At 46.2% G+C, this 21,510-nt stretch carries 24 protein-coding genes; 13 read left to right on the top strand and 11 right to left on the bottom strand.

From position 1 onward, the window contains the following. Window positions 1-6: 6 nt before the first annotated feature. The 3 genes from QMA01_RS08720 (at window position 7) to QMA01_RS08710 (ending at window position 3,388) form a co-directional block, all read left to right on the top strand. Window positions 7-1,176 carry an acyl-CoA dehydrogenase family protein gene (locus tag QMA01_RS08720; RefSeq protein WP_290214772.1) on the top strand — a complete coding sequence of 390 codons (1,170 nt, stop codon included), beginning with the start codon at window positions 7-9 and terminating at the stop codon, window positions 1,174-1,176. A gap of 87 nt (window positions 1,177-1,263) precedes the next feature. Next, entirely contained in the window at window positions 1,264-2,244 is a 981-nt protein-coding gene (locus QMA01_RS08715) for a VOC family protein (RefSeq protein ID WP_290183712.1), read from the top strand. A 91-nt stretch (window positions 2,245-2,335) separates the two neighbouring features. Then, window positions 2,336-3,388 carry an AbrB family transcriptional regulator gene (locus QMA01_RS08710; protein WP_290214986.1) on the top strand — a complete coding sequence of 351 codons (1,053 nt, stop codon included), beginning with the start codon at window positions 2,336-2,338 and terminating at the stop codon, window positions 3,386-3,388. A gap of 96 nt (window positions 3,389-3,484) precedes the next feature. On the opposite strand, the gene QMA01_RS08705 is transcribed toward QMA01_RS08710, so the two are convergent. Further along, a complete protein-coding gene (locus QMA01_RS08705; RefSeq protein ID WP_290214771.1) occupies window positions 3,485-3,892 on the bottom strand; it encodes a DUF4181 domain-containing protein in 408 nt (135 codons plus the stop codon). Window positions 3,893-3,916: 24 nt separating this feature from the next. Then, the gene (locus QMA01_RS08700) at window positions 3,917-4,132 is read right to left on the bottom strand and encodes a DUF6366 family protein (RefSeq protein ID WP_290214770.1); all 216 of its coding nucleotides are present in this window, start codon (window positions 4,130-4,132) and stop codon (window positions 3,917-3,919) included. Window positions 4,133-4,274: 142 nt separating this feature from the next. Between QMA01_RS08700 and QMA01_RS08695 the strand changes: the two genes are divergently transcribed. Continuing rightward, window positions 4,275-4,457, top strand: a complete 183-nt coding sequence (locus tag QMA01_RS08695) for a hypothetical protein (RefSeq protein ID WP_290214769.1) — start codon at window positions 4,275-4,277, stop codon at window positions 4,455-4,457. Window positions 4,458-4,523: 66 nt separating this feature from the next. Here QMA01_RS08695 and QMA01_RS08690 read toward each other — a convergent pair whose 3' ends face one another. From QMA01_RS08690 to QMA01_RS08665, 6 genes are all read right to left on the bottom strand, one after another. After that, window positions 4,524-5,495: a ribose-phosphate diphosphokinase gene (locus QMA01_RS08690; protein WP_203340226.1), complete on the bottom strand. Its 972-nt coding sequence runs from the start codon at window positions 5,493-5,495 to the stop codon at window positions 4,524-4,526. 176 nt (window positions 5,496-5,671) lie between these two features. Beyond that, window positions 5,672-8,101, bottom strand: a complete 2,430-nt coding sequence (locus tag QMA01_RS08685; RefSeq protein ID WP_290214768.1) for a DEAD/DEAH box helicase family protein — start codon at window positions 8,099-8,101, stop codon at window positions 5,672-5,674. Then, window positions 8,094-8,420 carry a nucleoside triphosphate pyrophosphohydrolase gene (locus QMA01_RS08680; RefSeq protein ID WP_290183706.1) on the bottom strand — a complete coding sequence of 109 codons (327 nt, stop codon included), beginning with the start codon at window positions 8,418-8,420 and terminating at the stop codon, window positions 8,094-8,096. Before QMA01_RS08680 ends, QMA01_RS08685 begins: the two co-directional genes overlap by 8 nt. Before the next feature lie 282 nt (window positions 8,421-8,702). Further along, window positions 8,703-9,152, bottom strand: a complete 450-nt coding sequence (gene yiaA / locus QMA01_RS08675; RefSeq protein ID WP_191714714.1) for an inner membrane protein YiaA — start codon at window positions 9,150-9,152, stop codon at window positions 8,703-8,705. A 232-nt stretch (window positions 9,153-9,384) separates the two neighbouring features. Further along, window positions 9,385-9,870, bottom strand: a complete 486-nt coding sequence (locus tag QMA01_RS08670) for a hypothetical protein (RefSeq protein WP_290214767.1) — start codon at window positions 9,868-9,870, stop codon at window positions 9,385-9,387. Between the two features lie 109 nt (window positions 9,871-9,979). Further along, entirely contained in the window at window positions 9,980-11,050 is a 1,071-nt protein-coding gene (locus QMA01_RS08665) for an aldo/keto reductase (protein WP_290214766.1), read from the bottom strand. Between the two features lie 362 nt (window positions 11,051-11,412). Between QMA01_RS08665 and abc-f the strand changes: the two genes are divergently transcribed. The 3 genes from abc-f to QMA01_RS08650 all read left to right on the top strand — a co-directional run bounded on the left by abc-f (window position 11,413) and on the right by QMA01_RS08650 (window position 14,158). After that, on the top strand, window positions 11,413-13,044 hold the full coding sequence (abc-f, locus tag QMA01_RS08660) for a ribosomal protection-like ABC-F family protein (RefSeq protein WP_290214765.1): 1,632 nt from the start codon (window positions 11,413-11,415) through the stop codon (window positions 13,042-13,044). A 168-nt stretch (window positions 13,045-13,212) separates the two neighbouring features. Beyond that, window positions 13,213-13,425, top strand: coding sequence for a helix-turn-helix transcriptional regulator (locus QMA01_RS08655; RefSeq protein WP_290214764.1), 213 nt, complete (start codon window positions 13,213-13,215; stop codon window positions 13,423-13,425). Further along, window positions 13,418-14,158 carry a hypothetical protein gene (locus QMA01_RS08650; RefSeq protein WP_290214763.1) on the top strand — a complete coding sequence of 247 codons (741 nt, stop codon included), beginning with the start codon at window positions 13,418-13,420 and terminating at the stop codon, window positions 14,156-14,158. Before QMA01_RS08655 ends, QMA01_RS08650 begins: the two co-directional genes overlap by 8 nt. Before the next feature lie 61 nt (window positions 14,159-14,219). Here the strand turns inward: QMA01_RS08650 and QMA01_RS08645 are convergent, their stop codons facing one another. Continuing rightward, entirely contained in the window at window positions 14,220-14,807 is a 588-nt protein-coding gene (locus QMA01_RS08645) for a hypothetical protein (RefSeq protein WP_290214762.1), read from the bottom strand. 427 nt (window positions 14,808-15,234) lie between these two features. Here QMA01_RS08645 and QMA01_RS08640 point away from each other — a divergent pair, with 427 nt between their 5' ends. Beyond that, window positions 15,235-16,044 (top strand): hypothetical protein, encoded by an 810-nt coding sequence (locus QMA01_RS08640; RefSeq protein ID WP_290214761.1) that lies wholly within the window; start codon window positions 15,235-15,237, stop codon window positions 16,042-16,044. A 43-nt stretch (window positions 16,045-16,087) separates the two neighbouring features. Here QMA01_RS08640 and QMA01_RS08635 read toward each other — a convergent pair whose 3' ends face one another. Then, window positions 16,088-16,396, bottom strand: coding sequence for a TIGR04104 family putative zinc finger protein (locus tag QMA01_RS08635; RefSeq protein ID WP_290214760.1), 309 nt, complete (start codon window positions 16,394-16,396; stop codon window positions 16,088-16,090). Then, window positions 16,383-16,658, bottom strand: a complete 276-nt coding sequence (locus tag QMA01_RS08630) for a hypothetical protein (RefSeq protein ID WP_290214759.1) — start codon at window positions 16,656-16,658, stop codon at window positions 16,383-16,385. The genes QMA01_RS08635 and QMA01_RS08630 overlap by 14 nt, the downstream gene beginning before the upstream one ends. A gap of 170 nt (window positions 16,659-16,828) precedes the next feature. On the opposite strand from QMA01_RS08630, the gene QMA01_RS08625 reads away from it, so the two are divergent. The 5 genes from QMA01_RS08625 to QMA01_RS08605 all read left to right on the top strand — a co-directional run bounded on the left by QMA01_RS08625 (window position 16,829) and on the right by QMA01_RS08605 (window position 21,457). Beyond that, a complete protein-coding gene (locus QMA01_RS08625; protein WP_290214758.1) occupies window positions 16,829-17,647 on the top strand; it encodes an aldo/keto reductase in 819 nt (272 codons plus the stop codon). A gap of 409 nt (window positions 17,648-18,056) precedes the next feature. Beyond that, window positions 18,057-19,391 carry a hypothetical protein gene (locus tag QMA01_RS08620; protein ID WP_290183695.1) on the top strand — a complete coding sequence of 445 codons (1,335 nt, stop codon included), beginning with the start codon at window positions 18,057-18,059 and terminating at the stop codon, window positions 19,389-19,391. A 59-nt stretch (window positions 19,392-19,450) separates the two neighbouring features. Beyond that, window positions 19,451-20,422, top strand: a complete 972-nt coding sequence (locus tag QMA01_RS08615; protein ID WP_290214757.1) for a class F sortase — start codon at window positions 19,451-19,453, stop codon at window positions 20,420-20,422. A 154-nt stretch (window positions 20,423-20,576) separates the two neighbouring features. Further along, complete coding sequence (locus tag QMA01_RS08610) at window positions 20,577-20,840, top strand: hypothetical protein (protein WP_191714698.1); 264 nt, start codon at window positions 20,577-20,579, stop codon at window positions 20,838-20,840. A gap of 26 nt (window positions 20,841-20,866) precedes the next feature. Continuing rightward, the gene (locus QMA01_RS08605) at window positions 20,867-21,457 is read left to right on the top strand and encodes a hypothetical protein (RefSeq protein ID WP_191714697.1); all 591 of its coding nucleotides are present in this window, start codon (window positions 20,867-20,869) and stop codon (window positions 21,455-21,457) included. Window positions 21,458-21,510 lie beyond the last annotated feature (53 nt).

Raw genomic sequence — 21,510 nt, 5'->3', positions numbered from 1 at the left:
GATCACATGGTTACATTAGGTGAAAATAAAGTGCTTTATGAAGAGATTATGCAAAAAGCAAAACGAATCGGTGAAGCAGCGGAATTGGAAGCGATTGAAGCAGACCATAATTCGACCATTTCCCCGCGCATCGCAGATCTGATTCGCCAAGAAGAAATTCACCGTTTGATCTTGCCGAAAGAATTCGGCCATCCGCAGCTGGACTGGCACACATTCGTTGATATGGTAAGCACAGTCGGCTATCACAACTTATCCGCTTCCTGGCTGACGTTCTTCTTCTCTGCGCACAACGCTTGGGTTTGCTATTATCCAAAGCACATCCGCGATGAAGTCATTAACCAAGGCGGCTTTGTAGCTGACGTCTTTGCTCCAATCGGCCAAGTGGAACCGACCGAAGGCGGCTATATCGTTTCAGGCAAATACAATTTTGTAAGCGGTATCAACTATTCCGATTGGGTCGGAGTTGGCGCCATGATGAAATTTGAAGACAACGACAAGCCTGAACGTGTCGGCATCCTCTTCAAAGTTTCTGACCTGGAAGTCGTGAAAACGTGGGATTCCTTGGGCCTCCGCGGATCAGGAAGCAATACGTTGATCATCGATAATGTTTTTGTGAAGCCGGATGCCATTTTGCGCTTCAGCAAAATCATCGAAAAGAGCCAGCCGCCATATGAAGAGTTCGATCAGGACTATTTGTATTACAACACACCGTTCTACCCTGGCTTCTATGTAGGATTTGCGGCAATGGCCATTGGCGGTGCAGAACGTGTGGTATCCGAATTCGAAAAACACACAGCAGGCCGCGTACGCTTCTCTGGTGTAAACGAAAAGGAATCGCCCACAAGCCAGCGTGTCCTGTCGGAGCTCAAGCTTGATCTGATTTCAGCCAAAGGCTTGATGGCTGAATACATCAACATGATGGAAACCGATAAAGACGGTGCTTACGAAGGGGCAAAATACAAAGCAATCCGCGCTAAAATCATCGATACGTGCATACAGATTTCCGTGAAAGCCTTGCTTACATTAGGCGGCCACGCCTTATTGAAAGGCCATCCGGTGGAAATGTTCACCCGTGATTTGATGGCGATCGGAACACATATCACTTCTCTATACGAAGATGGGATTTTAGGCTACGGCAGACACCTATTCGGTGTGGACACCAAAATCCAAGGGTAAAACTGGCATAAAATGCGGAAGAGTAAGATGCTGTTCGCATTTTACATAGCAATTCAAATAAAAAATAAAACTATGGGGTGAAATTAAATGGAAAAATTTCTTTATGCACCTGAAATCGCAAAACTTGGACATGTAGCTTTAGTATCGGAAGACCTTGAAAAATCTTTGGTATTCTTCCGTGATACCATCGGCCTGGAAGTGACAGAAGTTGTAGACGGTGTCCATTACCTGCGCGCCTGGGGCGATTTTGAACATCACACCCTGTCCATTGCACAAGGGGAAACTTCGTACATCGACCACATCGGCTGGCGCACCAAACGCCCTGAGGACGTAGCGACTTTCGCCCGACTATTGGAAGACGCCGGCACGGATATCCGCTGGGTACAAGCTGGCGAAGAAGTTGCACAAGGCGAAGCCGTACGTTTTGAATTGCCGAGCGGCCACCGCTTCGAGCTTTACTACGATATGGACAAAACACCAGGGGACGAATCACGGAAATCCGTGCTTAAAAACCAAACGTATAAATCATGGGCAAAAGGTGTATCTCCACGCCGCATCGACCATGTAAACTTGCAGACTTCCCAAGACAATACAGAGATAGTAAACTATTTAAAAGAAGCACTGGGCTTTAAACTTCGGGAGTATTTCGTCAACCCGGACGATATCCCTGTTGCAAGCTGGTTATCAGTAACAAACTTGGTGCATGACGTCGCCATCATGTCGACACCACGTTCAAAAGCGCCGAACGAGATGCACCATATCGCTTACTGGCTCGACAACTCACAGGATTTGCTGCGTGCAGCCGACATCTTGTGCGAAGCTGAAGTGCCATTCGTCGGTCCTGGTAAACATGGTATTTCTCAAGCGATGTACATTTATGTAAAAGATCCAGGAAGCGGACTGCGCCTGGAGATCTTCACGAACAGCTACCTGATCTTCGAACCGGACTGGGAGCCGATCAAATGGACATACGAAGAATACCTGAAAAACGGTTCTTCTTATTGGGGCGATCGCCGACGCGACGACGTCGACCGTGAAGCACAAGTGAAAGAACTAGCAAAATCATAATTGCCAACCACCAGCATTCATGAGAATGGGCGCTGGTGGTTTCTTAAATACTCAATGCAGATTGGAGAAAGGGGTGTTACGTTTGATCGCGATGTTAAGAGTATTGGCCTTGTCACTGATCGGCGGTTATCTCTTCAGCCTGCTGCACATCCCGATTCCATGGATGCTTGGTCCGATTGTTGTCGTCATGTTGACCCAATTCGTTTATAAAGGGCCGCTCAAATGGTCTGGAAAAATGCGCGACCTGGGCGTCGTCATGGTCGGAACGGTCATTGGTGTACAATTTAATATCAGTTTGTTCGGCATGATGGGCTCGATCTTGTTTTACATGATCGTTTTGAACATCATCTTAATCGGCGGCGCCATCGGCATTGCCTATTTGACAGGAAAATGGGCGAAGATTCCGCTGAGGGCTGCTGTACTGGCCGCCATCCCCGGAGGTTTGGGCCAGATCATCGTCTTTGCCGAAGAAGAAAAAGTAAAGGAAATTGGCATCATTTCTTATTTCCAGGTCATTCGGCTATTACTGGTCGTCGTATTCGTTCCATTTATCGTCGCTGGTCAGGTCATGAGCAAGCCGCCTTCGGATGCGAAGCTGACGATCAGTCTGGTGCTGCTCATTGCACTTGCGTGGGGCTGTTCTCACCTGATGAAGCGCATCCAGTTGCCGGTCGCCTTTTTCATCACACCCATTATTCTCTTGATTGCGCTCCAGCTTACAACCCCCATCGCCATGCCTCCCGTACCGGGCATCGTTATGGTCGTCGCACAGCTGCTCATCGGCGCCCATATTGGGTTGATGCTCAAGCCCGATATGGTCAAGCTGCCCATGCGCGTCCTGTTGGGCGGTATCTTCAGTGCACTGGCATTGATCGCGCTGACGTTCGGTTCAAGTTTCCTCATGTCCTTTGCGCTGGAGACGACATTCGCGACAAGTTTCCTGAGCACCGCTCCAGGCGGCTTGGATCAGATGGTACTGCTTGCTGATGCGGTAAAAGCAGATGTCTCACTGATTTCGATGTTCCAAACCTTCAGGCTGCTGTTCATCTTCATCATCATTATGCCGCTGATGAAAGTGTTCTACCGCTGGTGGGATAAGAAAGAAACTGTCTATAATTCGGAAGGCCATGTAATAAAATCATAAAAACAAGTAAAGACTCCGGTGGCTGAAATGAGGCCGTTGGAGTCTTTTTGTTTTGCAGTTTGTATTATAGTAGAAACTCAATTTAATTCGTTCTGTTCAATAGCCTAATTTCAATAAATCATACTGGATAGTCAAAGCCAGTGCTGTTGCAATCACCACCATCTCGCCAATCGTCAAGATCGCCTGCTTTGGACCATCCGAGTATTTCCATTCGAAAAATGCCCTAATACTATAGTCTAGTGCCATGAGCAGCACAAGTGGAATGAGATAAAAGATGATGGAATACTCTTTGAAAATAACCAGATATGAAATGGCAATCAGTACGATCGTCGACAGAATTCTGACAAACCAATCGACTTTTTGATGGTTTTTGTTGACATGATTATAAGAAAACCATTCCTTTTTTAGTTTCTCAATCTTAAAGATTTTTCTTAATGTAAATTTTACTACTGCCATTATGGCGAATAAAATCACCAGAGACAAGCAAACTTTCAACCAAAACATTGCCGTTCCTCCCCTGACCCTCTTTCAACTAAAGAAGAGTTGGTAGATGGTATAGCCTGCAATCAAAAGAACAATCAACAGCGCCATGCCTTTCCAGCCCATATCGCCTGCGATGTCGGTCACGTTGCCATTTCCTGCTCCACCGTCCACTCCATCACGCAAAGATCCTCCGGGATTGTTTTTCAGTTCTTTCTGCCGGTCACGTTCCCTGTTTTCTTTTGCTGTCCTTTTTGAATCCATCTGCCTCCCCCTCCTCAATTTACTAATAATTCAATTTATGTATAAAGCTATTATGACATAGATTTTAGTTATTACTTTTATTTTCTCGAAAAAGGGGAATGGATTGATAGATGAAACGTCTGATTGAACGGAGGAACTGTCTGTGAATGTAAATCTCTTATTGTCTATCGTCATGGTGGGAGTCGGAGTGGCTTTTTTGGCTTTGATGTTCCTGCTTCCAGGTGAAGTCACAATCGGCGCCTTTATTGCTTCCTTGGCCATTGCCGCATTCTTTTATATGCTCCATAAGAAACAAAAGAACAAAGTCCGCAGCCAACGTATCTAGCAACAGCAAAAACACCGCAGAAAATTTTCTGCGGTGTTTTTTATGAATCTATTTTTCGGGAGATCTTTACTGATCGCTGACCGGAATGTTTTCAAATAACGGACTTACCGGTTTCTCGTTATGAACGTGCTCGATCGCTTCCGCCAATAAAGGAGCGACGGAAAGGATTTTAATTTTCGGCGTGCGTTTTTCTTCAGGAATATGGATGGTATTGGTGACCACCAATTCCGTCAGAGCCGACTCTTCAATCCGTTGAACTGCCTGTCCGGATAAGACGGCGTGCGTACAGCAGGCATAAATGGCTTTCGCGCCATTTTCAGCGAGCACGTTGGCAGCCAATGAGATGGTCGTTGCCGTATCAATGATGTCCACAATGATGATGACGTTTTTGCCTTTGATGTCGCCGACAATATTGATCATTTCAGGTTCATCCGGCTGCATCCGGCGTTTGTCGATAAAGCCAATCGGCACATCCAGGTAATTCGCCAGTTTACGGGCTCTTCCCAAACCTCCGTTATCCGGCGCCACAACAATGGCATCTTCCAAGCCCTTGTCAGCGAAATGCTTCGACAAGACCGTTCCGCCCAATAACTGGTCAACCGGCATATCGAAGAAGCCCTGAAGTTGGGGTGCATGCAGATCCATGGTGATGACGTGGGTCGCCCCAGCCGTCTCCAGCATATTCGCTACCAGTTTGGCCGTAATCGGTTCGCGTGAACTCGCTTTGCGGTCCTGGCGTGCATAGCCGTAATACGGAATAACCACGTTGATGGCTTCCGCAGACGCCCGTTTCAGCGCATCGATCATGATCAAAAGTTCCATCACGTGTTCGTTTCCAGGCTGCGATGTCGACTGGACCAGATAGACTTCTGCCCCCCGGACACTTTCTTCTATGTTGATCTGGACTTCCCCATCGCTAAAGCGGGTAATGGAGCTTTTACCCATTTCGCAGCCAAGCAAGTCTGCGATTTCCTGTGCCAATTCCGGGTTTGAATTCAAAGTGAACAGCTTAAAGTTTTTTCGTAATTGATAAGGCAATTTCGAATCCCCCTCCGTGAAGATTAGTTTGTGGAACCTGACAGCTTTCTGGCTCGCTTAAAGGCCACCTGACTGGCAGATGACCTTTAGTAGTTGGTTTTATGATACCTGTTTACGGGAGAATAGCCAATAGATTAAAGGTACTGTACATAAAAACGTTGAATTTATCTTTTAATTCAGTTCGTTTTTGCAGAAATTGCTTTCCTTTCGAAATAAACATGCAGGCGGTAATCCGCTATTTCCCGAGTCCATTTATACAAGAGTTCATTTTCTTCTATAGAAGGCTGCAGCTGGAACATAAAGATTCCTTCTTCAAAAGAAACAATACTATCTTTCGCACTCCCGCTCCACTTCGCCATCGGCATCTGCGCAATCAAGTCTGCCACTTTCTTTCGATCATATTTACGCAGTCGCTTACCCTGGACATCATTGAAGTCGATGTTCATACGGTATTCTTTTTCTGTTAAGTAGTTATGGAAAAAAGGTGCCGCTTCTTCCGTAGTTGTCGGTTCAAGCCATCTTTCTTCACCTTTTGACAGCATATAACTCAAAACAACCATCTTATAGCTTTTGTTCATTGCTGTTTTTTCGACCTCTATAAACCACGCTTTGAATTTCAGCCACACGTCTTGTTCGCTCTCCGTCAGTTCGTCTGCATAGGCAAGCAGACCAATGTAACTGCCAAATTCCTGTTTTACATTTTTAGAGTCGAGATTGGCGTGAAGGTGAAATTCCAGATATGTTGGGCGCCTGCCCATTTCTCTTTTCAAATCGCTATAAGCCATAACGAGCGCTTCTTTACGCGGCGCTCTTTTTCTGCGCATTTCCTCCAGCAAATCGATCACTTGCAGGTCCAAATTAAATCCGCATACTTCAGGCACAAGCGGACTTATTGTTTTACTTGATACTTTGCCCTCTTCTTTATTAAATACAGCCAGCTTCAAGTCCGCGTTTCGATAATTGCCGATAAAGTCGATAATGACACAATGCGACTTCCCTTCCGCAATTCGCAGGCCGCGGCCAATTTGCTGCGTATAAACAGATAAAGATTCTGTGGGCCGGATAAAAAGGAGCGTATCCACTTTCGGAATATCGACGCCTTCATTAAACAGGTCAACTGTGAAAATAATTTCAAGTTCTCCCGAATCCAACTTGGAACGGGCAGTTTTACGCTCGCTGGGGTGAGACTCACCATGGAGTGCAATCGAACGAACATCTTTTTGCTGAAAGAAATTGTTCATATATACCGCCTGCTTTACGGATGAACAAAAGACGATTGTTCTTGTCTGCTTGTAACCGTTCCACTCTTTAAAGATCTTTTCTGCAAATTCTTCACGCAACTGGACCTGTAGCAATTCCTGCTCGTCATAATGGGTGCCTCTCCACGGGATAGCCGAGTAATCCGTGTCATCATAGACACCGTAATAATTGAACGGTGCAAGCCACGCCCGTTCAATCGCATCCAGGAAGTGAATCGAGATCGCCACGTTTCCATCACACAAGGCATAAACATCTTTATTGTCCATGCGATCAGGCGTAGCCGTAATGCCCAATAAGAACTTGGGTTCAAAATGGCTCAACAGGCGGTCATAGGTCGGCGCTGCTGCATGATGAAACTCATCCACTACAATTAAATCAAAAGCATCTTTTTCAAATTGATCTAAATGATATTGGCTCCCCAGTGTATAGATAGAAGCAAAAATAAAATCCGCATCTGTTCCTTTTTCCGAAGCTTTATAAAAAGCACTCGATCTGTCCGGGTGCAGATGCTCGAATGACTGCTTCGCCTGAGAAAGGATTTCTTCCCGGTGTGCAACGAATAATACCCGCTTGAATTTTTCTGCAAAAAAAGCGGCTAAATAGGTTTTGCCTAAGCCCGTCGCCAGTACCACCATAGCCCGGCTGTAATCTTCAGCAAGTACATTATCCAGTGCTTCCAATGCTTCACGCTGTGCAGGCCTTGGAGAAATGGGCGCACTATAAAGCGTTTGTGCTTCTGCCACTTCAGGCTGCTGCGGCAGAGCCGGGCCGACCGTCATTTCGACTTCTTCCGCTTCGGACCATATCGGACTGATCGGGTGCTTAAGATTTGCCGCTTTATGTAATGACCGATATTCTGCAAGTGTCTCTGCATTTAAAGATACTGTCTGATCGGCATAAAAGTATTTCAGAAATTGGGTAACCGCTTCTTCAAAAACTTCTGCATCAACAGAAGTCGGGGCAATCAAGCTCCATTCCACCCCTGTCGTGAGCGCAGACGATGATAAATTCGAAGATCCGACAATCAGATGGGATGTGTCTATTCCACGGAACAGATAGGATTTCGGGTGAAAGGAAGCCCCTCCGCTTTTCCATATCCGAATTTCTGCAGAAGGCAGTTTTTCCAGGAGCAACTGCAGGGCATCCGGCTGCGTCACAAACAGATAATCGCCTACCAGTAGTTTAATCGGCACTCCTCTGTCCGCTGCTTTTCGAAGGAACGGTAAAATTTTTTCGACCCCTGACTTCATCGCAAACGCAGTGATCCATTGAATCTCAACCGCCTCTTTTGATAGCCTCTCCAAATGCGAAACAAGTTGGGAAGTCACCAATTCCAGCTTAGTCATCTTCAACCTCAATCAAAAATATGCGTTTGTCAAAACCGCCACGCTTCTCGGCTTTTGCCTGGCGGATTTGCTCTAACTCTTCAATAGAAGAACCATGAATTTTCACAGCTGCATGAAGAAGTTCAAGAATATCGGCTAACTCTTCAACGGCTTCTTCGTTAGTTGCGGCTTCTTTATATTCCTCTAGTTCTTCGCCTAGTTTCTTTTTGACTTCGGTCTTATACTCGTCTTCTTCCAGAGTGCGAATTGAAAAATCTTTGCCGGTTTTTTCGATTATTTCAGGTATAGCATCGCGGACTAATTTATTATAGATGGGCATCGGTAGGCTCCTTTATGTAAATAGTTATTTAGATTATTTTAACATATAGGTTCTTTTCTTATCTTTGCTTGCTGTAGACAATAAACATACATTTTTTCCATAACAATTATTTAGATCGCTTTAATTTCCAACAAGTACATATTTAAATTTTGTGAAAAACTATATTGTATAGAAAAAGGCGTGTAGACGCTGGAAACTTAAATCCTCACAAAAACACCTGACTCAAAAAAGTCAGGTGTTTTCCGCTTTCTTCTTAATTAAGACGCCCCTTTAAACAATAACTTACTTATCCTGATTCGCCTCTTCCGTATCCCGCACGTTCTTCTGCACAGTAACGACGGCAAACAAACTCAAGACGAACGAGATGCCGTAAAAGCCTTTCTCACTCAAGGTGATGCTTCCCGCATTGAACAGGCCGATTGCCATCAGCGCTATCGCGGCAATCAGTGCAAACCAGCTGATGCCGAAATACAGGTTGGTGACCCGGATTCCTTCGTCGCGGTCGCGGACTGCTTTTTGAAGGGAGACTGCTGCGTAAAGCCCAAGAATTAGTAAAGTAATATAATAGCCTTTTTCGTTCAATTCCATCAGCGCATTGTACAGTCCGATCAAATACGCCGATACCCCGATCAGCAATGAGCCCCAAGCTGCGCCTTTGAACGCACCGGTCGGTTCCCCTAATCTGCGTTCTTCTTTCGGTTTTCTGCTGAACAAGTCTTCGTTTTCGCCCATCCGTCCCAACCCCTTTTCGCTTGTTTCATGATGCTTGCCTTTGTTGAATTCAATCTTCGATTGCTTGCCGTACAGAGAATTTATTCTGCTGGCTCAGTTTGAGTCCCGATTTTCATTCCAGGTGAATATCCCTCTCCCTATTCCAGTTTATCACAGCCAGACCTTTCAAACTGTAAATTTTCTGACACCTTCTCTTCTCTATAAAGACTCTATATGTCCGTGAGAACATCTGCTATTCAACCGTCAGCGAGAAAACATATGTAGCCGTCCCCTGCTCCCACTCCGCAATAATCTGATATACCATTTTCCCGTTAAACTCATCCAGCACGATGTCATCAAAAGGTCCTCTGGTAACGCCTTCTGAATCCCAGATTTGCACTTCATAGGTTTCCGGTTCTTTGTCGAAGTGGAGATCGATCATCGTTTCTTCATTTACTTTCGGCGCTTTCTGGTTCTCGGCCAACTCCAAAGGCGAAAGGGATTCCGCTTCGATTGTTGCCGATGCATTGTCCTTCTCGTCAAAGAAGCTCCAGCTATAGCCGCCCCGGATAGTCGGTTTCTCCCTTCCATCTACCGTTACGTCAAGGATTGGCAGTGCCTCTTCTATATCCTTTCTGTTTTCCATGACAGGATCAGCGGGTTTTGCCGCTTTTTCTTCTGAGCATGCTGCGAGTAGCAACAGGATGCCAACGGCCACAATTAACTGCTTGAATTTCATTTTCTTGCCCTCCCTTTGCATCCATTAGACCTTTCGCCGGATGAAAAGTTACAAAAACAAAAAACGCACCCATCCAGAGCCGGTTAGTGCTCAAGATCGGTGCGTTTTCTTATTCTTCTATTCCCATTGATTTCTTATAGCCTTCCAAATACACTTTCTCGGACGGGCTGCTCATGTCCAGCGAACTCATGGCACGGTGCCAGTTCGGGTAGATCGGTACTGGACGGGCGACGGCTTCGATTTGGTCGTGTTCTTCCTGCGTCAGCTTGATGTCGAAAGAAGCGATGTTTTCCTCCAGCTGTTCTTCGTTGCGCGCAGCGATGACGATCGGCCCGACATTCGGACGGTCACGCACCCACGCATAAGCGATCTGCGGTACGGAAGCATTGTGGTTGGCTGCGACTTCTTCGAGTGCATCAATCACCTGATACAGCCGCTCCTGGTCCTGCACCCAAGGCTCCGGCCATCCGGCACCTTGGCGTGTGTTCTCGGCCGCTTGTTTGTTGCGCCCGATTTTACCGTTCAAGAGTCCTTCACCAAGCGGACTCCAAATCATCGAGCCGATGCCGAGCTCCTGGCCTGCCGGAAGCAGTTCGTATTCCGCTTCCCGTGCTTCCGGCGTGTAATAGATCTGTTGTGTAATCGGCGGGATATAGCCGCCTTGCTCTGCGACGGTGAACGTCCGGGCCAGTGCCCACCCGCTGTAATTGGATACGCCCCAATGGCGGATTTTTCCGGACTTCACAAGACTGGTCATCGTCTCGACAGTTTCTTCGACCGGTGTCTGCCCGTCCCAAAGGTGAACAAAATACAAATCAAGATAATCTGTTCCCAAACGTTTAAGCGTTTGGTCGATGGAACGAAGGATGTTGCTTCTTGAAGCTCCTCTTGCGTTAGGGTTGTCTTCCATATGGAAACCGGTTTTCGATGTCAGCAATACGTCTTCACGGCGCCCTTTGATGGCTGCACCCAAGACCCGTTCCGCATCCCCTTTCGAATAGAGATTCGCCGTATCGAACATATTGATGCCCGCTTCGAGTGACATGTCGACCATGCGGCGCGCCAGTTTGTCATCGATATTGCCGGCTGCTTCAAAACCGTTTGTTCCGCTGAAAGGGACTGTCCCGAGTATGTACTTCGGAACCCGCAACCCTGAATTTCCGAGATAGATGTATTCCATGATAGCCTCCTGATAACCTGTATTTTTTAAGTAAGACAGTCTTAAGTTACCCGTTGGCCTGCTTTGCAAAACAGCGGAATGGAATGGCACATCCCTTTCTTTAAATGGATTTATTGTTATGCTATACTGGCCTTATCAAACGACAGAAAGGCTGATGGGTGGACGATGCGTAACTAATCTTGTTTTAGCGGCTGAAATTACAGATTTCAACTCACGCGAAATAGGATTAGTCTGCCCACCTGCACCAACTGTCGAACCATCGTACCTTAATGGTTTATTAAGTTCGGGCACGATACGGCTAATCCTTCCAAATTTATTTGGGAGGATTTTTTGATTCTCCCTCTCCTGAAGGGATTGATTGGATGAAAGAACTGCTGAAACTGCACAATGTACGGTATGAAATAAAAGAGATGGTGATTTTTGAAGAAGTGAATGCGAGTGTACAGCAAGGCGACGTGATCGGCATCATCGGCAAGAACGGTGCCGGCAAATCGACCTTGCTGCGGCTGATTGCCGGGGAATTGGCTCCATCAAGCGGCCAGTTGGACTGGCTTCAGCCAAACCTCGAAACCGTTTTTGTGGAACAGGAAACGGAAACCCACTCGTTCGGTGAGGTGTCCGCTTCCGAAACGGTTTTATTGCACAGGTGGCAGGTGCCGGAACACGACTTTTCCCTTCTCAGCGGCGGGGAAAAACTGAAAGTCCGGCTTTCTGCAGGCTTTGCACAGAATGCCCACTTATTGTTGCTGGACGAACCGACCAATCACCTCGATGGCGGCAGCATTGAGCTGCTGATGGACCAGATCCGCAAGTATCCTGGAACTCTCATTCTGGTGTCTCATAACCGGCATTTCCTGGACGCTGTCGCAACCAAGATCTGGTCCTTGGAAAACCGGAAGCTTATCGAGCACCGAGGCAATTACTCCAGCTATATGGAAGCGCGGCAGCAAAAGCGGCTGGCCCAACAGCGTGAATACGATCAGCAGCAGAAAATGGTCGGGCGCATCGAAGCGCAGATGGACGAGCTGACTTCCTGGTCGCACAAAGCGCATGCCGAATCGACCAAACAGGAAGGCTATAAAGAACATTACCGCCTGAAAGCGAAACGCATGGACAAGCAGGTCAAATCCAAGCAGAAACGGCTGGAAAAAGAGTTGGAGAAAATCAACGCTGAACCGCTCGAGCCGGAATACGAAGTCAACTTCTCTATGAAAGCCACCCATAAAACCGGCAAGCGGTTTCTGGAAGCGAAGGGGTTGTCGAAATCATTTGACGGGAAACTGTTGTTCGATCAAGTGGACTTCACCATTCTCCACGGTGAAAAAGTCGCCATTGAAGGCCCAAACGGCAGCGGCAAAACGACGTTGCTGAAAATTCTGCTGGGACAGGAAACCGCAGACGGCGAAGTCTGGATGTCCCCTTCGGCGAGTGTCGGCTACTTGACGCAGGAAGTGTTTGACTTGCCGCTCGAGAAAACACCGGCCGAACTGTTCTATAAGGAAACCTTCGAAGCGCGCGGAAAGGTCCAGAACCTCATGAAGCATCTCGGCTTCACGGTTGAGCAGTGGAACGAGCCCATCAGCGCCATGAGCATGGGCGAACGCATCAAATGCAAGCTGATGCTCTATATCCTGGAAGAGCGGGATGCGCTGATTCTGGATGAGCCGACCAACCACCTCGATTTGCCATCTCGCGAGCAGCTTGAGGAAACACTGTCCCACTATACAGGCACTTTGCTGGTTGTCTCCCATGACCAGGCTTTCCGCGAGAAAACCACCACCAGCAAATTGGTCATCGCGGATCACCGGATTGAGAAGCAGCTCGATGCTCCCGTTCCGGAGCGCGATGACACGGGCGAATTGCTGATGCGGCTTGAAACGGAGCGGCAGGAAGTGCTGGGAAAATTGAGTTTTATGGCAGCAAAAGATCCCCAGTACAGGGAGCTTGACCGGCGATTCAATGAATTGACGCAGGAAATCAAGAAACATCGTTAATGAATTTTAGTTTTGAAAAAGCTTTTCCAACTGGATTGGAAAAGCTTTTTTTATTTGTTGAGAGAGGTTTTTCTAAGATACCAGGACAAGTATTATTGACATCATGTTAATTATACTATACATTATGAATAGTATAGTTAACCAATACCAAATCGAAAGGACTCCATTATGCTTAAAAATCGTGTAAAAGAATTACGGGCACGCCACGGGTTTTCTCAGGTTGAATTGGCGAAACGTGTAGGCGTCACCCGTCAAACGATCGGCTTTATCGAAAAAGGCGGATTTTCGCCTTCTGTTGCATTGGCGCTTCGCCTGGCGGCTCATTTGGAGACAAAAGTGGATGATATCTTTTGGTTGGAAGAGGAGGAATTTGATGAATAACAACGATTTTCGTGTCCAATTCCCTTTATGGAATATCGCGTTATGGTTCATTTTCATGATTTGGACCTACGGGGTGATCTATGCCGTGGACCTTCTGCTGAACGGGCTGGAATCCCACAACTGGAACGTTGCCGCAATCACCGCTCTATTTGGCGGAACTTTCCTGATGCTCCTGCTCCTTGTTCTATATGCAGTGAAAATACATAAGCACAATAAACGGTACCCTCACCAGCAGATTGATGGGTTTTCCTTGTTTAAACCCGGTGAGTTTATCGATGACGATGAAATGCTTCAGCAAGTGACGCAAAATGCCACCCGAAAAGTCTATGTGTTCTATTGGCAATTCCTGCCCCTGCTCATTTTGCTGATGCTCTTTCCGTTCAACCGCTACGTGTTCATCGTCGCTTTATGCCTGGTGTTCATCATCCAGAACTTGCTGTATTACCTGGAAGTCCGCAAATACTTCTCAGTCGATACCGATTATTTGGACGACACGCCTAGGCCTAAAAAGCCGGTTCAGACGCAAAAGAATCTGCGGAAGACTGCTCCTTTGGTCGTTGTAGGTGTACTCGTTCTCGTAGCAGCGATTACCGCCACTGCCATTTTCCAAATGAAGAGCACCCATGAAGCCAACCTGGAGCAGGCAGAAAAATGCCTGGATAATGGCGGAACTGTTGTCAGTGAAGAAACCAATTGGTACGGACTCAATTCCGTGACCTGCACCCAAAACTAAAAATGGATTCAAAAAGCCCTTCCCTGCTTGTTGAGGGAAAGGGCTTTTTTCATGTCATGACTTATTTTGCACATTCGAAGCTGTACGTGCTTCCGAATTTCCACCATGCTTTTTTAGGAGCCGAGTTGATGCCGGCTGTATCCCCACTATCAAGGATCGGACGTCCGCCCGCTGCATAGCAAGTGTCCACTAAGTATTTCTTTTCCTGCCAGCTCATGTATTTACCGGTAAAGTAAATGGCTGCACCGCCTGCCAAAATGCCGGCTACTCCAATTCCTGCCCAAACAATCAATGGAATGGCCATTACTTGAACTTCGCCTTCGCCTGCTGCCTGTTCAGCCAAAGCAATCTGCTTTAACTCAAGAACGCGTTCTTCAGGAATCGCCGCTAATTGTCCGGCAATGCTTTTCAGTTCTTTTCCAGTAAACTTCTTGTACGCTTGGCGTGCTTTTTTCTCATCAATTTTCAAGCTGTTGTCGACATCAAAATAAATGCTGTTGCCTAATGCTTCTAATTTTTCCGCAGTCAGATCCGAAAGCTGTAATTCTGTTCCACCCGTAGATTGCGCAGATGCTCCTTGCACAAACGCAAAGTTCAAGCAGAATAAAGCAGTTAATGCGATCAACCATTTTTCCATTCTTTTTCTCATGTGTCATGCCCCCATTTTTTAGTTTTGCAGTCCCTCCTGAATATTTACTCGAAATAGAATGACTACGTAAAAAATGGTATCATAAAGTTTTTTCCATTTTATTGGTTTAATTGAAAATAGTACTTTTATTTCCAAAAATAATGATTTGGTCCTTTCGCTTTTGATGAGAGACTTCGAATCATCAATTGATTTGATTAGTAAGCGGCAGAAAAGCCTCTCTTAATCAATTTAAAAGAAAATACCCCTTTCATAATTCCTCCTCATTCTTCATTTCCAAACATCCATGTCTTCTTTTTTTCAAATATATGATGTTATGAATATTCTTTTAATTCGAAAGGAGAAAGAAATTTTTGCCAATTCCTGTTGCGGAATCCGTTAAAACTCTCTAAGGTTAAGTTCAATAGACGTTTCTGAGAAGAGCTGCAGCATGGCTGGTCTGATGGAATTAATACTCATGCTTTTGCTGGCAGGAATCGTCGGCATTTTAATCGGCATCGGTTGGATGATTGTCGGGAGCGTCACGAAAAAGCCTCATTACGGTGGACGTGTCGCCGGCATTTCCGCTTTGGTTTTTCTAATGGGGATCGGTTTGTTATACACGCAATTGCAGGAGTTGGATAAAAGCGATATGGCAGAATCGGAACCGTTGTCCGCGAGTTCGACCATTGAAGAACAAGTGGCGGAGGCCCAAAAAATTCGCCAGGAACAATACAGAGCCGATGAACTGGTCAATACGCTCACTTTGATCAATTCATCCGAAGCAAGCCTTGCTGTTAAGCAATTGGCTCAAGAGGAATGGCCTGACAACCGACGGTTACAGGACGACTTTAGCGAAAAGCAAATGACCGCTTTGTCGGAGCTGTCAGCAATGGAAATCGATGCACCGCATAAAGAAACGCTGTTGAACAACGCCATCCAGGAAATGGTGCCGAGTTTCCGCAATATGCATTCCGAGTACATGGATCAACTTGCAGCTTATGAGGAAATAAACAATAGCCGTCTTCCGCCTCTCGAAAAACGATTGATTGAGATAGCTAAAGTAAATTACCCCGATAATTACATTTTGATTCGCCATGAATATAGGCGGCAGCTTCAAGCTTACCAATGGATTGAAGCCCAAACACTTGATACCGAAGCCAAGCAGCAGACAATGGCTGACGCCAAAGCTGAATGGAACGAAGATTATGCCATGGTCCGGTTTAGTTATGAAAAGCAGTTTCCTGAAACTGATGAATGAAACAAGAAAAAAGCCGTTCCTGGTGATTCTGGAACGGCTTTTACTATATAAAAGTTTGTGATTTGTCTTCGCTGGTGAGCTTCATGGTAAATGGATAGATAGCCAAAAACACAAGCAGCAGCCCCGCCGCACTCAACAAGACCTGCCATACATTGATGTCAAAAATCATACCGATCATGATGATGATGAAAGTGGGCAAAAAGCTGAAAAAACCCGTGAGGACTCTGGACTTCGGTACGATGTATTGGGGTTTTCCGCAATACGGACAAGTTACTTTATTGGTGAGTTTCAATGTTTTTGAGACAATCGTCTTCCATTGCCATTTCCGGCCGCAGTTTTCACAGTTTGGCATTGTTCCACTTCCTTTCATTCGGCAGATATCGTGTAAAGTATGCTCCGGCCGCCAACAGCAGGATTGTCAGGGACAGTGAGATGATTCCGCTAAAATCAAACCAGTATGCCAATAAGTTGATTGCGGCAATCAGGAAAAAGCAGATAGAAGTTCCGAGGGATTTCCATCCTGTAATAGATGCTTCTTTCCTTTTGGCGATGATCTTTTTAATGGAACATCCAAACATGATGAGCATTGCTAAGGTGAATATAGTTGGCCACATGATCGGCCACCTCCCTATTGTTCGATCTGTATCTAACTTTACGGTTCAGGATGATGGAAGTTTCGCCTTCCGAAGATTTCATTCGCTACAGCGTCCTAAATTCTGGACCCTTTTACCGTATGAGAAGTACAATGAGAAAGAACGTTGAGCAAAGGGGAGGAAATTTTTCTATGGCAAACGATAGATTTTTCACGTTCCACAATGGGGTGAAAATTCCAGATATCGGATTCGGCACTTGGCAGATTCCGAATGAAGAGGCATATGCGGCAGTGACGACTGCCCTTAAGAATGGCTATACACATATTGATACGGCTTTAGCTTATCAGAATGAAGAAAACGTCGGCAAAGCAATCCGGGATTTCGATATTTCCCGGGAAAATGTCTTCATCACCAGCAAGCTCCCGGCTCAAACCAAAGGCTATGATGTGACACTCGAAGCTTTTGAAGAAACCATTTCGAATCTCGGTGTAGAGTATCTGGATCTTTACTTGATCCATGCGCCTTGGCCATGGGATGAAATCGGCAAGGATTGTACGGAAAGCAATATCGAATCCTGGAAAGCGATGGAGAAGCTTTACAAAGACGGCAAGATCCGGGCAATCGGCGTCTCCAATTTTTCCGAAAGCGATATCCAGGCACTTCTGGATGCTTGCGACATTGTACCGATGGCCAATCAGATTCCATTCTATATCGGCCGCGATCAAGCGGGGCTGCTGCAATTCTGCAAACATCACAATATTATCGTCGAAGCTTACTCGCCACTCGCAACCGGACAGATTTTAGACAGTGCTGAAATCAAGGAGATGGCTGCTAAATATAGCGTGACGCCTGCTCAATTGTGCATTCGCTATTGCCTGGAACACGGGACATTGCCGCTTCCGAAATCGACTAATGAAGCACGAATCATTGAAAACAGCCAATTGGACTTCAGCATTTCTCCAGAAGATGTTGAGAAACTTGATGCCTTCGAAGATGTCCGTTCAAAATGAAAAAAACCGCCCAATGTGGCGGTTTTTTCATTTCATATTGGGAGGTTATTTGCTGGAAGCTGAAATTTTATCTTTTATTCCTTTATATGAGAGCGGTTTTTCCAGTTAATTGGATATACTTTCTAGAATCCCTTAAATACTTTCCATTCCAGACGAAATACTTTCCAAAACCGCTTCCTTACTTTCCAATACAGTCTAAATACTTTCCAAACGCCCAATTTCCTAGAAAAACCCAAATTCCCAACAGAAAAGACCCGAATGTAAACAGTTTGCCCCAGCAAACTGCCTGTGTCCGTGAGCAAAATCCGCTCACGGACGAAACACCCTTCTTTTTCTCGCAAAAAATGTGATCTAATTTCCAATCCACTCCGTTATGTCTGTAAGAATTAAAAAATGAGGAGTGGTTTAGATGAATTGGAAAAAAGTAATGGTACCTGTATTGGGAGCCGCACTTTTAGTGCCTGGCATGGGAACGGCGGCATTCGCGGATGAACTTCCGCCGACGGAAACGACGGGCGTGGAACTTCGCGCTACATTGGATTCTTTATTGTCGGAGCATTACGCGCTGGCTGTGGATTCGATGATGAAGATTTATGACGAAGACGAAGCGGCAGAAGCAGCGATGGCAGCACTTGATGCCAACACAGCAGATATGGAGCCGGTCATCGCTTCTGTTTATGGTGAAGAAGGCGGAGCCGCTTTTGTAGAGATTTTTGACAAGCACAATACAGGCACCGACGATTACGCCGCAGCTGTTAAAGCTGGCGACGAAGAGATGCAGGGGGAAGCGTTGGACGAAATCCAGTCATTCGTTGATGACATGGGTGCCTTCCTTGGCACAGCAACTGAAGGCAACCTGCCGGAAGACGGAGCGACTGAAGCGCTTCGCCAACACGAAGATTTTGTTCAGAACACGTTCGACCTTTACGCAGCCGGTGATTTTGAAGCCGCTTATACTTCTTACCTGGAAGGTTTCACACAAATCTTTGGAGCAGGAAGTGCCATCAGCGGAGCTATTTCCACTCAGTTTCCTGACCAGTTTTCCGATCCGAACACGCCAGCCGGTGATTTCCGTTCGACGGTGAACCGCATTGCGGCCGAGCATTTCGCCTTGGCGCAACTGAGCATGACCAAAGGCTATAACGGATCTGATGACTTTGATTTTGCCGATTGGGCACAAGATCAGAACACCGAGGAATTCCGTGCAGCACTTGCTTCTGTCTACGGTGAAGAAGCAAGCAATCAATTTGCCGAGCTGTGGAATAACGAACACATTTCCGTTCAAGGTGATTTGGCTACCGCTGCAGCAGCTGACGATCAAGCCGCTGTTGAAGAAGCTACTTCTACTTTGACCAGCACATTTGCGACTGACCTTGGCACCTTCCTGAACAGCGCAACTGAAGACCGCATGCCTTTGGATGAAACCATTGCCGGTGTACAGGCACATGAAACATCTGTTGTTGACACGTTCCAGCAATACGCAGCGGGAGATTACACAGCATCTTATGAAAGTTACCGCACAGGCTATGCTATCATGTTTGATATCGGCAAAGGATTGAGCGGCGCAGTGGTCGATCAATTCCCTGAGAACTTCGAGAACACCGCACCTGAAAAAATGCCGGCAACAGGGCTTGGCGGCACAGCTGGACAAACAAACACCATGGTTCTTTGGATTACATTGAGCCTGATGATTTTATTGGCAGCTGGCACAATCACTTATCGTCAAAGTAAAAACCAGCAATAATTGTTCAGGGAGGGCCAAGTTGGCTCTCTCTGTTCCTGATTGGGAAGGAGAGATCGCAGATGAAGCAGCTTATCACCATGGGAACAGCCATCGTTCTATGCCTGGTGCTGTTTATTATTTTAAAGCCTTTAGCCGCCAGTCCGACTGTTGAAGAACAAGCCGGAGCTGTCGAACCCGAAGAACAAAGTGAGAAAGCAGAAGCTGAGGATACAGCTTCCGGCAGTGACACAGATAAGATTGCGGAGTTTCCGATCTTTCCGGAACAGCGGGAAAAATTGGAGATGCTGCAGCGGGAACGCCAGCAAAGCATCAAAGGCATGGAACCTGCCCAGATTGAAGTTCCTTCCATCGGAGTGAGGGCAAAGATCGAAGCGACCGGTATTCTGGACAATGGCGAAATGGGTGTGCCGGAAGATGTCGATCAGGTCGGCTGGTTTGAACCTGGCTTTAAAGCCGGCGCCAAAGGCCATGCCGTGCTAGCAGGCCATGTCGACAGTTTGACGGGACCGGCTGTCTTTTATGAATTGAAAGATGTAAAAGTCGGAGAAACCGTAATTCTGACGGATCCGGATGGACGCGAGATGGTATTTGAGGTAAAAAACCTGACCAGCTATGAAACGGACGAAGCACCGATTGAAGAGATTTTCGGCAACTCGGACAAACGGATGATCAATCTTATTACGTGTACGGGTGATTTTAACCGCGACATCGGCTCCCATGAAGAGCGCCTGGTGGTGACCGCCGAGCTGGTTTCCGATTCAAGCCTTGAAACAACTCAGCCAGCACCTCCAGAAAACGTAGTAGCTACGGCGTTTAATGTTTCCTGGCATGCGGTGCGTGATGACGCCATTATCGGCTACCGCATCTATGAAGAAGATATCCAGACAGGCGAAATGAAGAAAATCGAAACTGTTTCCTTGTTCGACAGAAAGAAAGTCGAACTCAAAACGGATGAGGCCAAACGCTATTTCGTCACTTCGGTTGATGTCGATTTGAACGAGTCCGAAAAAGCGCAAGCCCAGGTAAAGTAAACAACCAAATAATTGAAAGAGCACCCCTGTCCGCATGGTTTTCATTAACCTGAAACGCGGACTGAGTGTGTTCTTTTTTTGATTTGATATTAAATGGAACTTCTTGGGACTCCATTCGTATTAAAGGTATGGATACTAAAAAAGGAGGACGCTGATGGAAAAGAGACAAAAGGACCCTATGCTCTCCTTTCTTATCGGATATGCAGGTTTCTTTCTTATCGGTTTGGGCGCACTTCGATTCCTAAAAATCCAGGACAGCCCAGGGTATATTTTGACTTTCGCAGGCCTTTGGTTGATGATTATTTTTCTTGGAAATATGGAAAAGAAGCTGATTGTTAAGAAAAAGAAAGCCTTTTTGATCAGTAAGCTGATCTTAAGTGCCATCTTCTTAGCTTTAGCGGGTTGGTTTTATTTTTAACCTATTCTTTAAAAGGGGGAATTGTGATGAATGGTTTGAAGTTATCTTTTAGAAAATCAATGCTTATACTGCTTCTGGCCTGCGTTTCTCTGGCTGTCGCCGGTTGTTCGCAAAGCGGGAAAGCCCAGCAGAACAATGTTGCTGATGAAAATAAAGAAGCGATTCAGGCGGTCATCGAGAAAGAGTTTAATGGCCCTGACAAAAAGTACAGAGAATTGTGGGAAGCCGCAATGGCTTTCCAGACAGATGACATGGATGAGGAAGAATATAACGCTTTCCAGGAAACGCCTGAATACAAGGAACTGCTGAATTACATGGAAGAAACGTATGCTCCTTATTTCACTGCGAATGCATACGAAACCTTCAGCAGAACGGGTGCTTTTGCGTATAGTTTTTCTGAAAAGGACTACACACTCAACACCGATGACCTTGAAATTACACAAAGCGAAAACGAACCTACGCTTTATAATTTCACTTTCGATGTCAACTATGAAAATGAGTCCGGCGAAACCGGTGTCTACAGTTTCGAAGGCAACTCCATTGTTCCGGAAAAAGGAAAGATCGGAAAAATCCAATTCGATGACCAGGATGGGTTGAATCAAGCCATACAGGAATAAAGGCTTCAATTCGACAACATTTTAAGACCGCCAATTCAGCTGCGAATTGGCGG

The organism is Planococcus notacanthi (assembly GCF_030407825.1).
GTDB classification, from domain to species: domain Bacteria; phylum Bacillota; class Bacilli; order Bacillales_A; family Planococcaceae; genus Planococcus; species Planococcus notacanthi.
The sequence above is the reverse complement of the archived record's forward strand: the minus strand, read 5'-3'. Positions and strand labels throughout refer to the sequence as shown.

What these genes read in the sequence shown, in the direction of transcription:
- QMA01_RS08650 (WP_290214763.1), top strand. Translation starts at nt 13,418, where the DNA reads ATGAATAACAACGATTTTCGTGTCCAATTCCCTTTATGGAATATCGCG.
- QMA01_RS08640 (WP_290214761.1), top strand. Translation starts at nt 15,235, where the DNA reads ATGGCTGGTCTGATGGAATTAATACTCATGCTTTTGCTGGCAGGAATC.
- abc-f (WP_290214765.1), top strand. Translation starts at nt 11,413, where the DNA reads ATGAAAGAACTGCTGAAACTGCACAATGTACGGTATGAAATAAAAGAG.
- QMA01_RS08680 (WP_290183706.1), bottom strand. Translation starts at nt 8,420, where the DNA reads ATGCCCATCTATAATAAATTAGTCCGCGATGCTATACCTGAAATAATC.
- QMA01_RS08710 (WP_290214986.1), top strand. Translation starts at nt 2,336, where the DNA reads ATGTTAAGAGTATTGGCCTTGTCACTGATCGGCGGTTATCTCTTCAGC.
- QMA01_RS08700 (WP_290214770.1), bottom strand. Translation starts at nt 4,132, where the DNA reads ATGGATTCAAAAAGGACAGCAAAAGAAAACAGGGAACGTGACCGGCAG.
- yiaA (WP_191714714.1), bottom strand. Translation starts at nt 9,152, where the DNA reads ATGGGCGAAAACGAAGACTTGTTCAGCAGAAAACCGAAAGAAGAACGC.
- QMA01_RS08635 (WP_290214760.1), bottom strand. Translation starts at nt 16,396, where the DNA reads ATGCCAAACTGTGAAAACTGCGGCCGGAAATGGCAATGGAAGACGATT.
- QMA01_RS08630 (WP_290214759.1), bottom strand. Translation starts at nt 16,658, where the DNA reads ATGTGGCCAACTATATTCACCTTAGCAATGCTCATCATGTTTGGATGT.
- QMA01_RS08605 (WP_191714697.1), top strand. Translation starts at nt 20,867, where the DNA reads ATGAATGGTTTGAAGTTATCTTTTAGAAAATCAATGCTTATACTGCTT.
- QMA01_RS08670 (WP_290214767.1), bottom strand. Translation starts at nt 9,870, where the DNA reads ATGAAATTCAAGCAGTTAATTGTGGCCGTTGGCATCCTGTTGCTACTC.
- QMA01_RS08665 (WP_290214766.1), bottom strand. Translation starts at nt 11,050, where the DNA reads ATGGAATACATCTATCTCGGAAATTCAGGGTTGCGGGTTCCGAAGTAC.
- QMA01_RS08615 (WP_290214757.1), top strand. Translation starts at nt 19,451, where the DNA reads ATGAAGCAGCTTATCACCATGGGAACAGCCATCGTTCTATGCCTGGTG.
- QMA01_RS08645 (WP_290214762.1), bottom strand. Translation starts at nt 14,807, where the DNA reads ATGAGAAAAAGAATGGAAAAATGGTTGATCGCATTAACTGCTTTATTC.
- QMA01_RS08655 (WP_290214764.1), top strand. Translation starts at nt 13,213, where the DNA reads ATGCTTAAAAATCGTGTAAAAGAATTACGGGCACGCCACGGGTTTTCT.
- QMA01_RS08715 (WP_290183712.1), top strand. Translation starts at nt 1,264, where the DNA reads ATGGAAAAATTTCTTTATGCACCTGAAATCGCAAAACTTGGACATGTA.
- QMA01_RS08625 (WP_290214758.1), top strand. Translation starts at nt 16,829, where the DNA reads ATGGCAAACGATAGATTTTTCACGTTCCACAATGGGGTGAAAATTCCA.
- QMA01_RS08705 (WP_290214771.1), bottom strand. Translation starts at nt 3,892, where the DNA reads ATGTTTTGGTTGAAAGTTTGCTTGTCTCTGGTGATTTTATTCGCCATA.
- QMA01_RS08610 (WP_191714698.1), top strand. Translation starts at nt 20,577, where the DNA reads ATGGAAAAGAGACAAAAGGACCCTATGCTCTCCTTTCTTATCGGATAT.
- QMA01_RS08720 (WP_290214772.1), top strand. Translation starts at nt 7, where the DNA reads ATGGTTACATTAGGTGAAAATAAAGTGCTTTATGAAGAGATTATGCAA.
- QMA01_RS08685 (WP_290214768.1), bottom strand. Translation starts at nt 8,101, where the DNA reads ATGACTAAGCTGGAATTGGTGACTTCCCAACTTGTTTCGCATTTGGAG.
- QMA01_RS08620 (WP_290183695.1), top strand. Translation starts at nt 18,057, where the DNA reads ATGAATTGGAAAAAAGTAATGGTACCTGTATTGGGAGCCGCACTTTTA.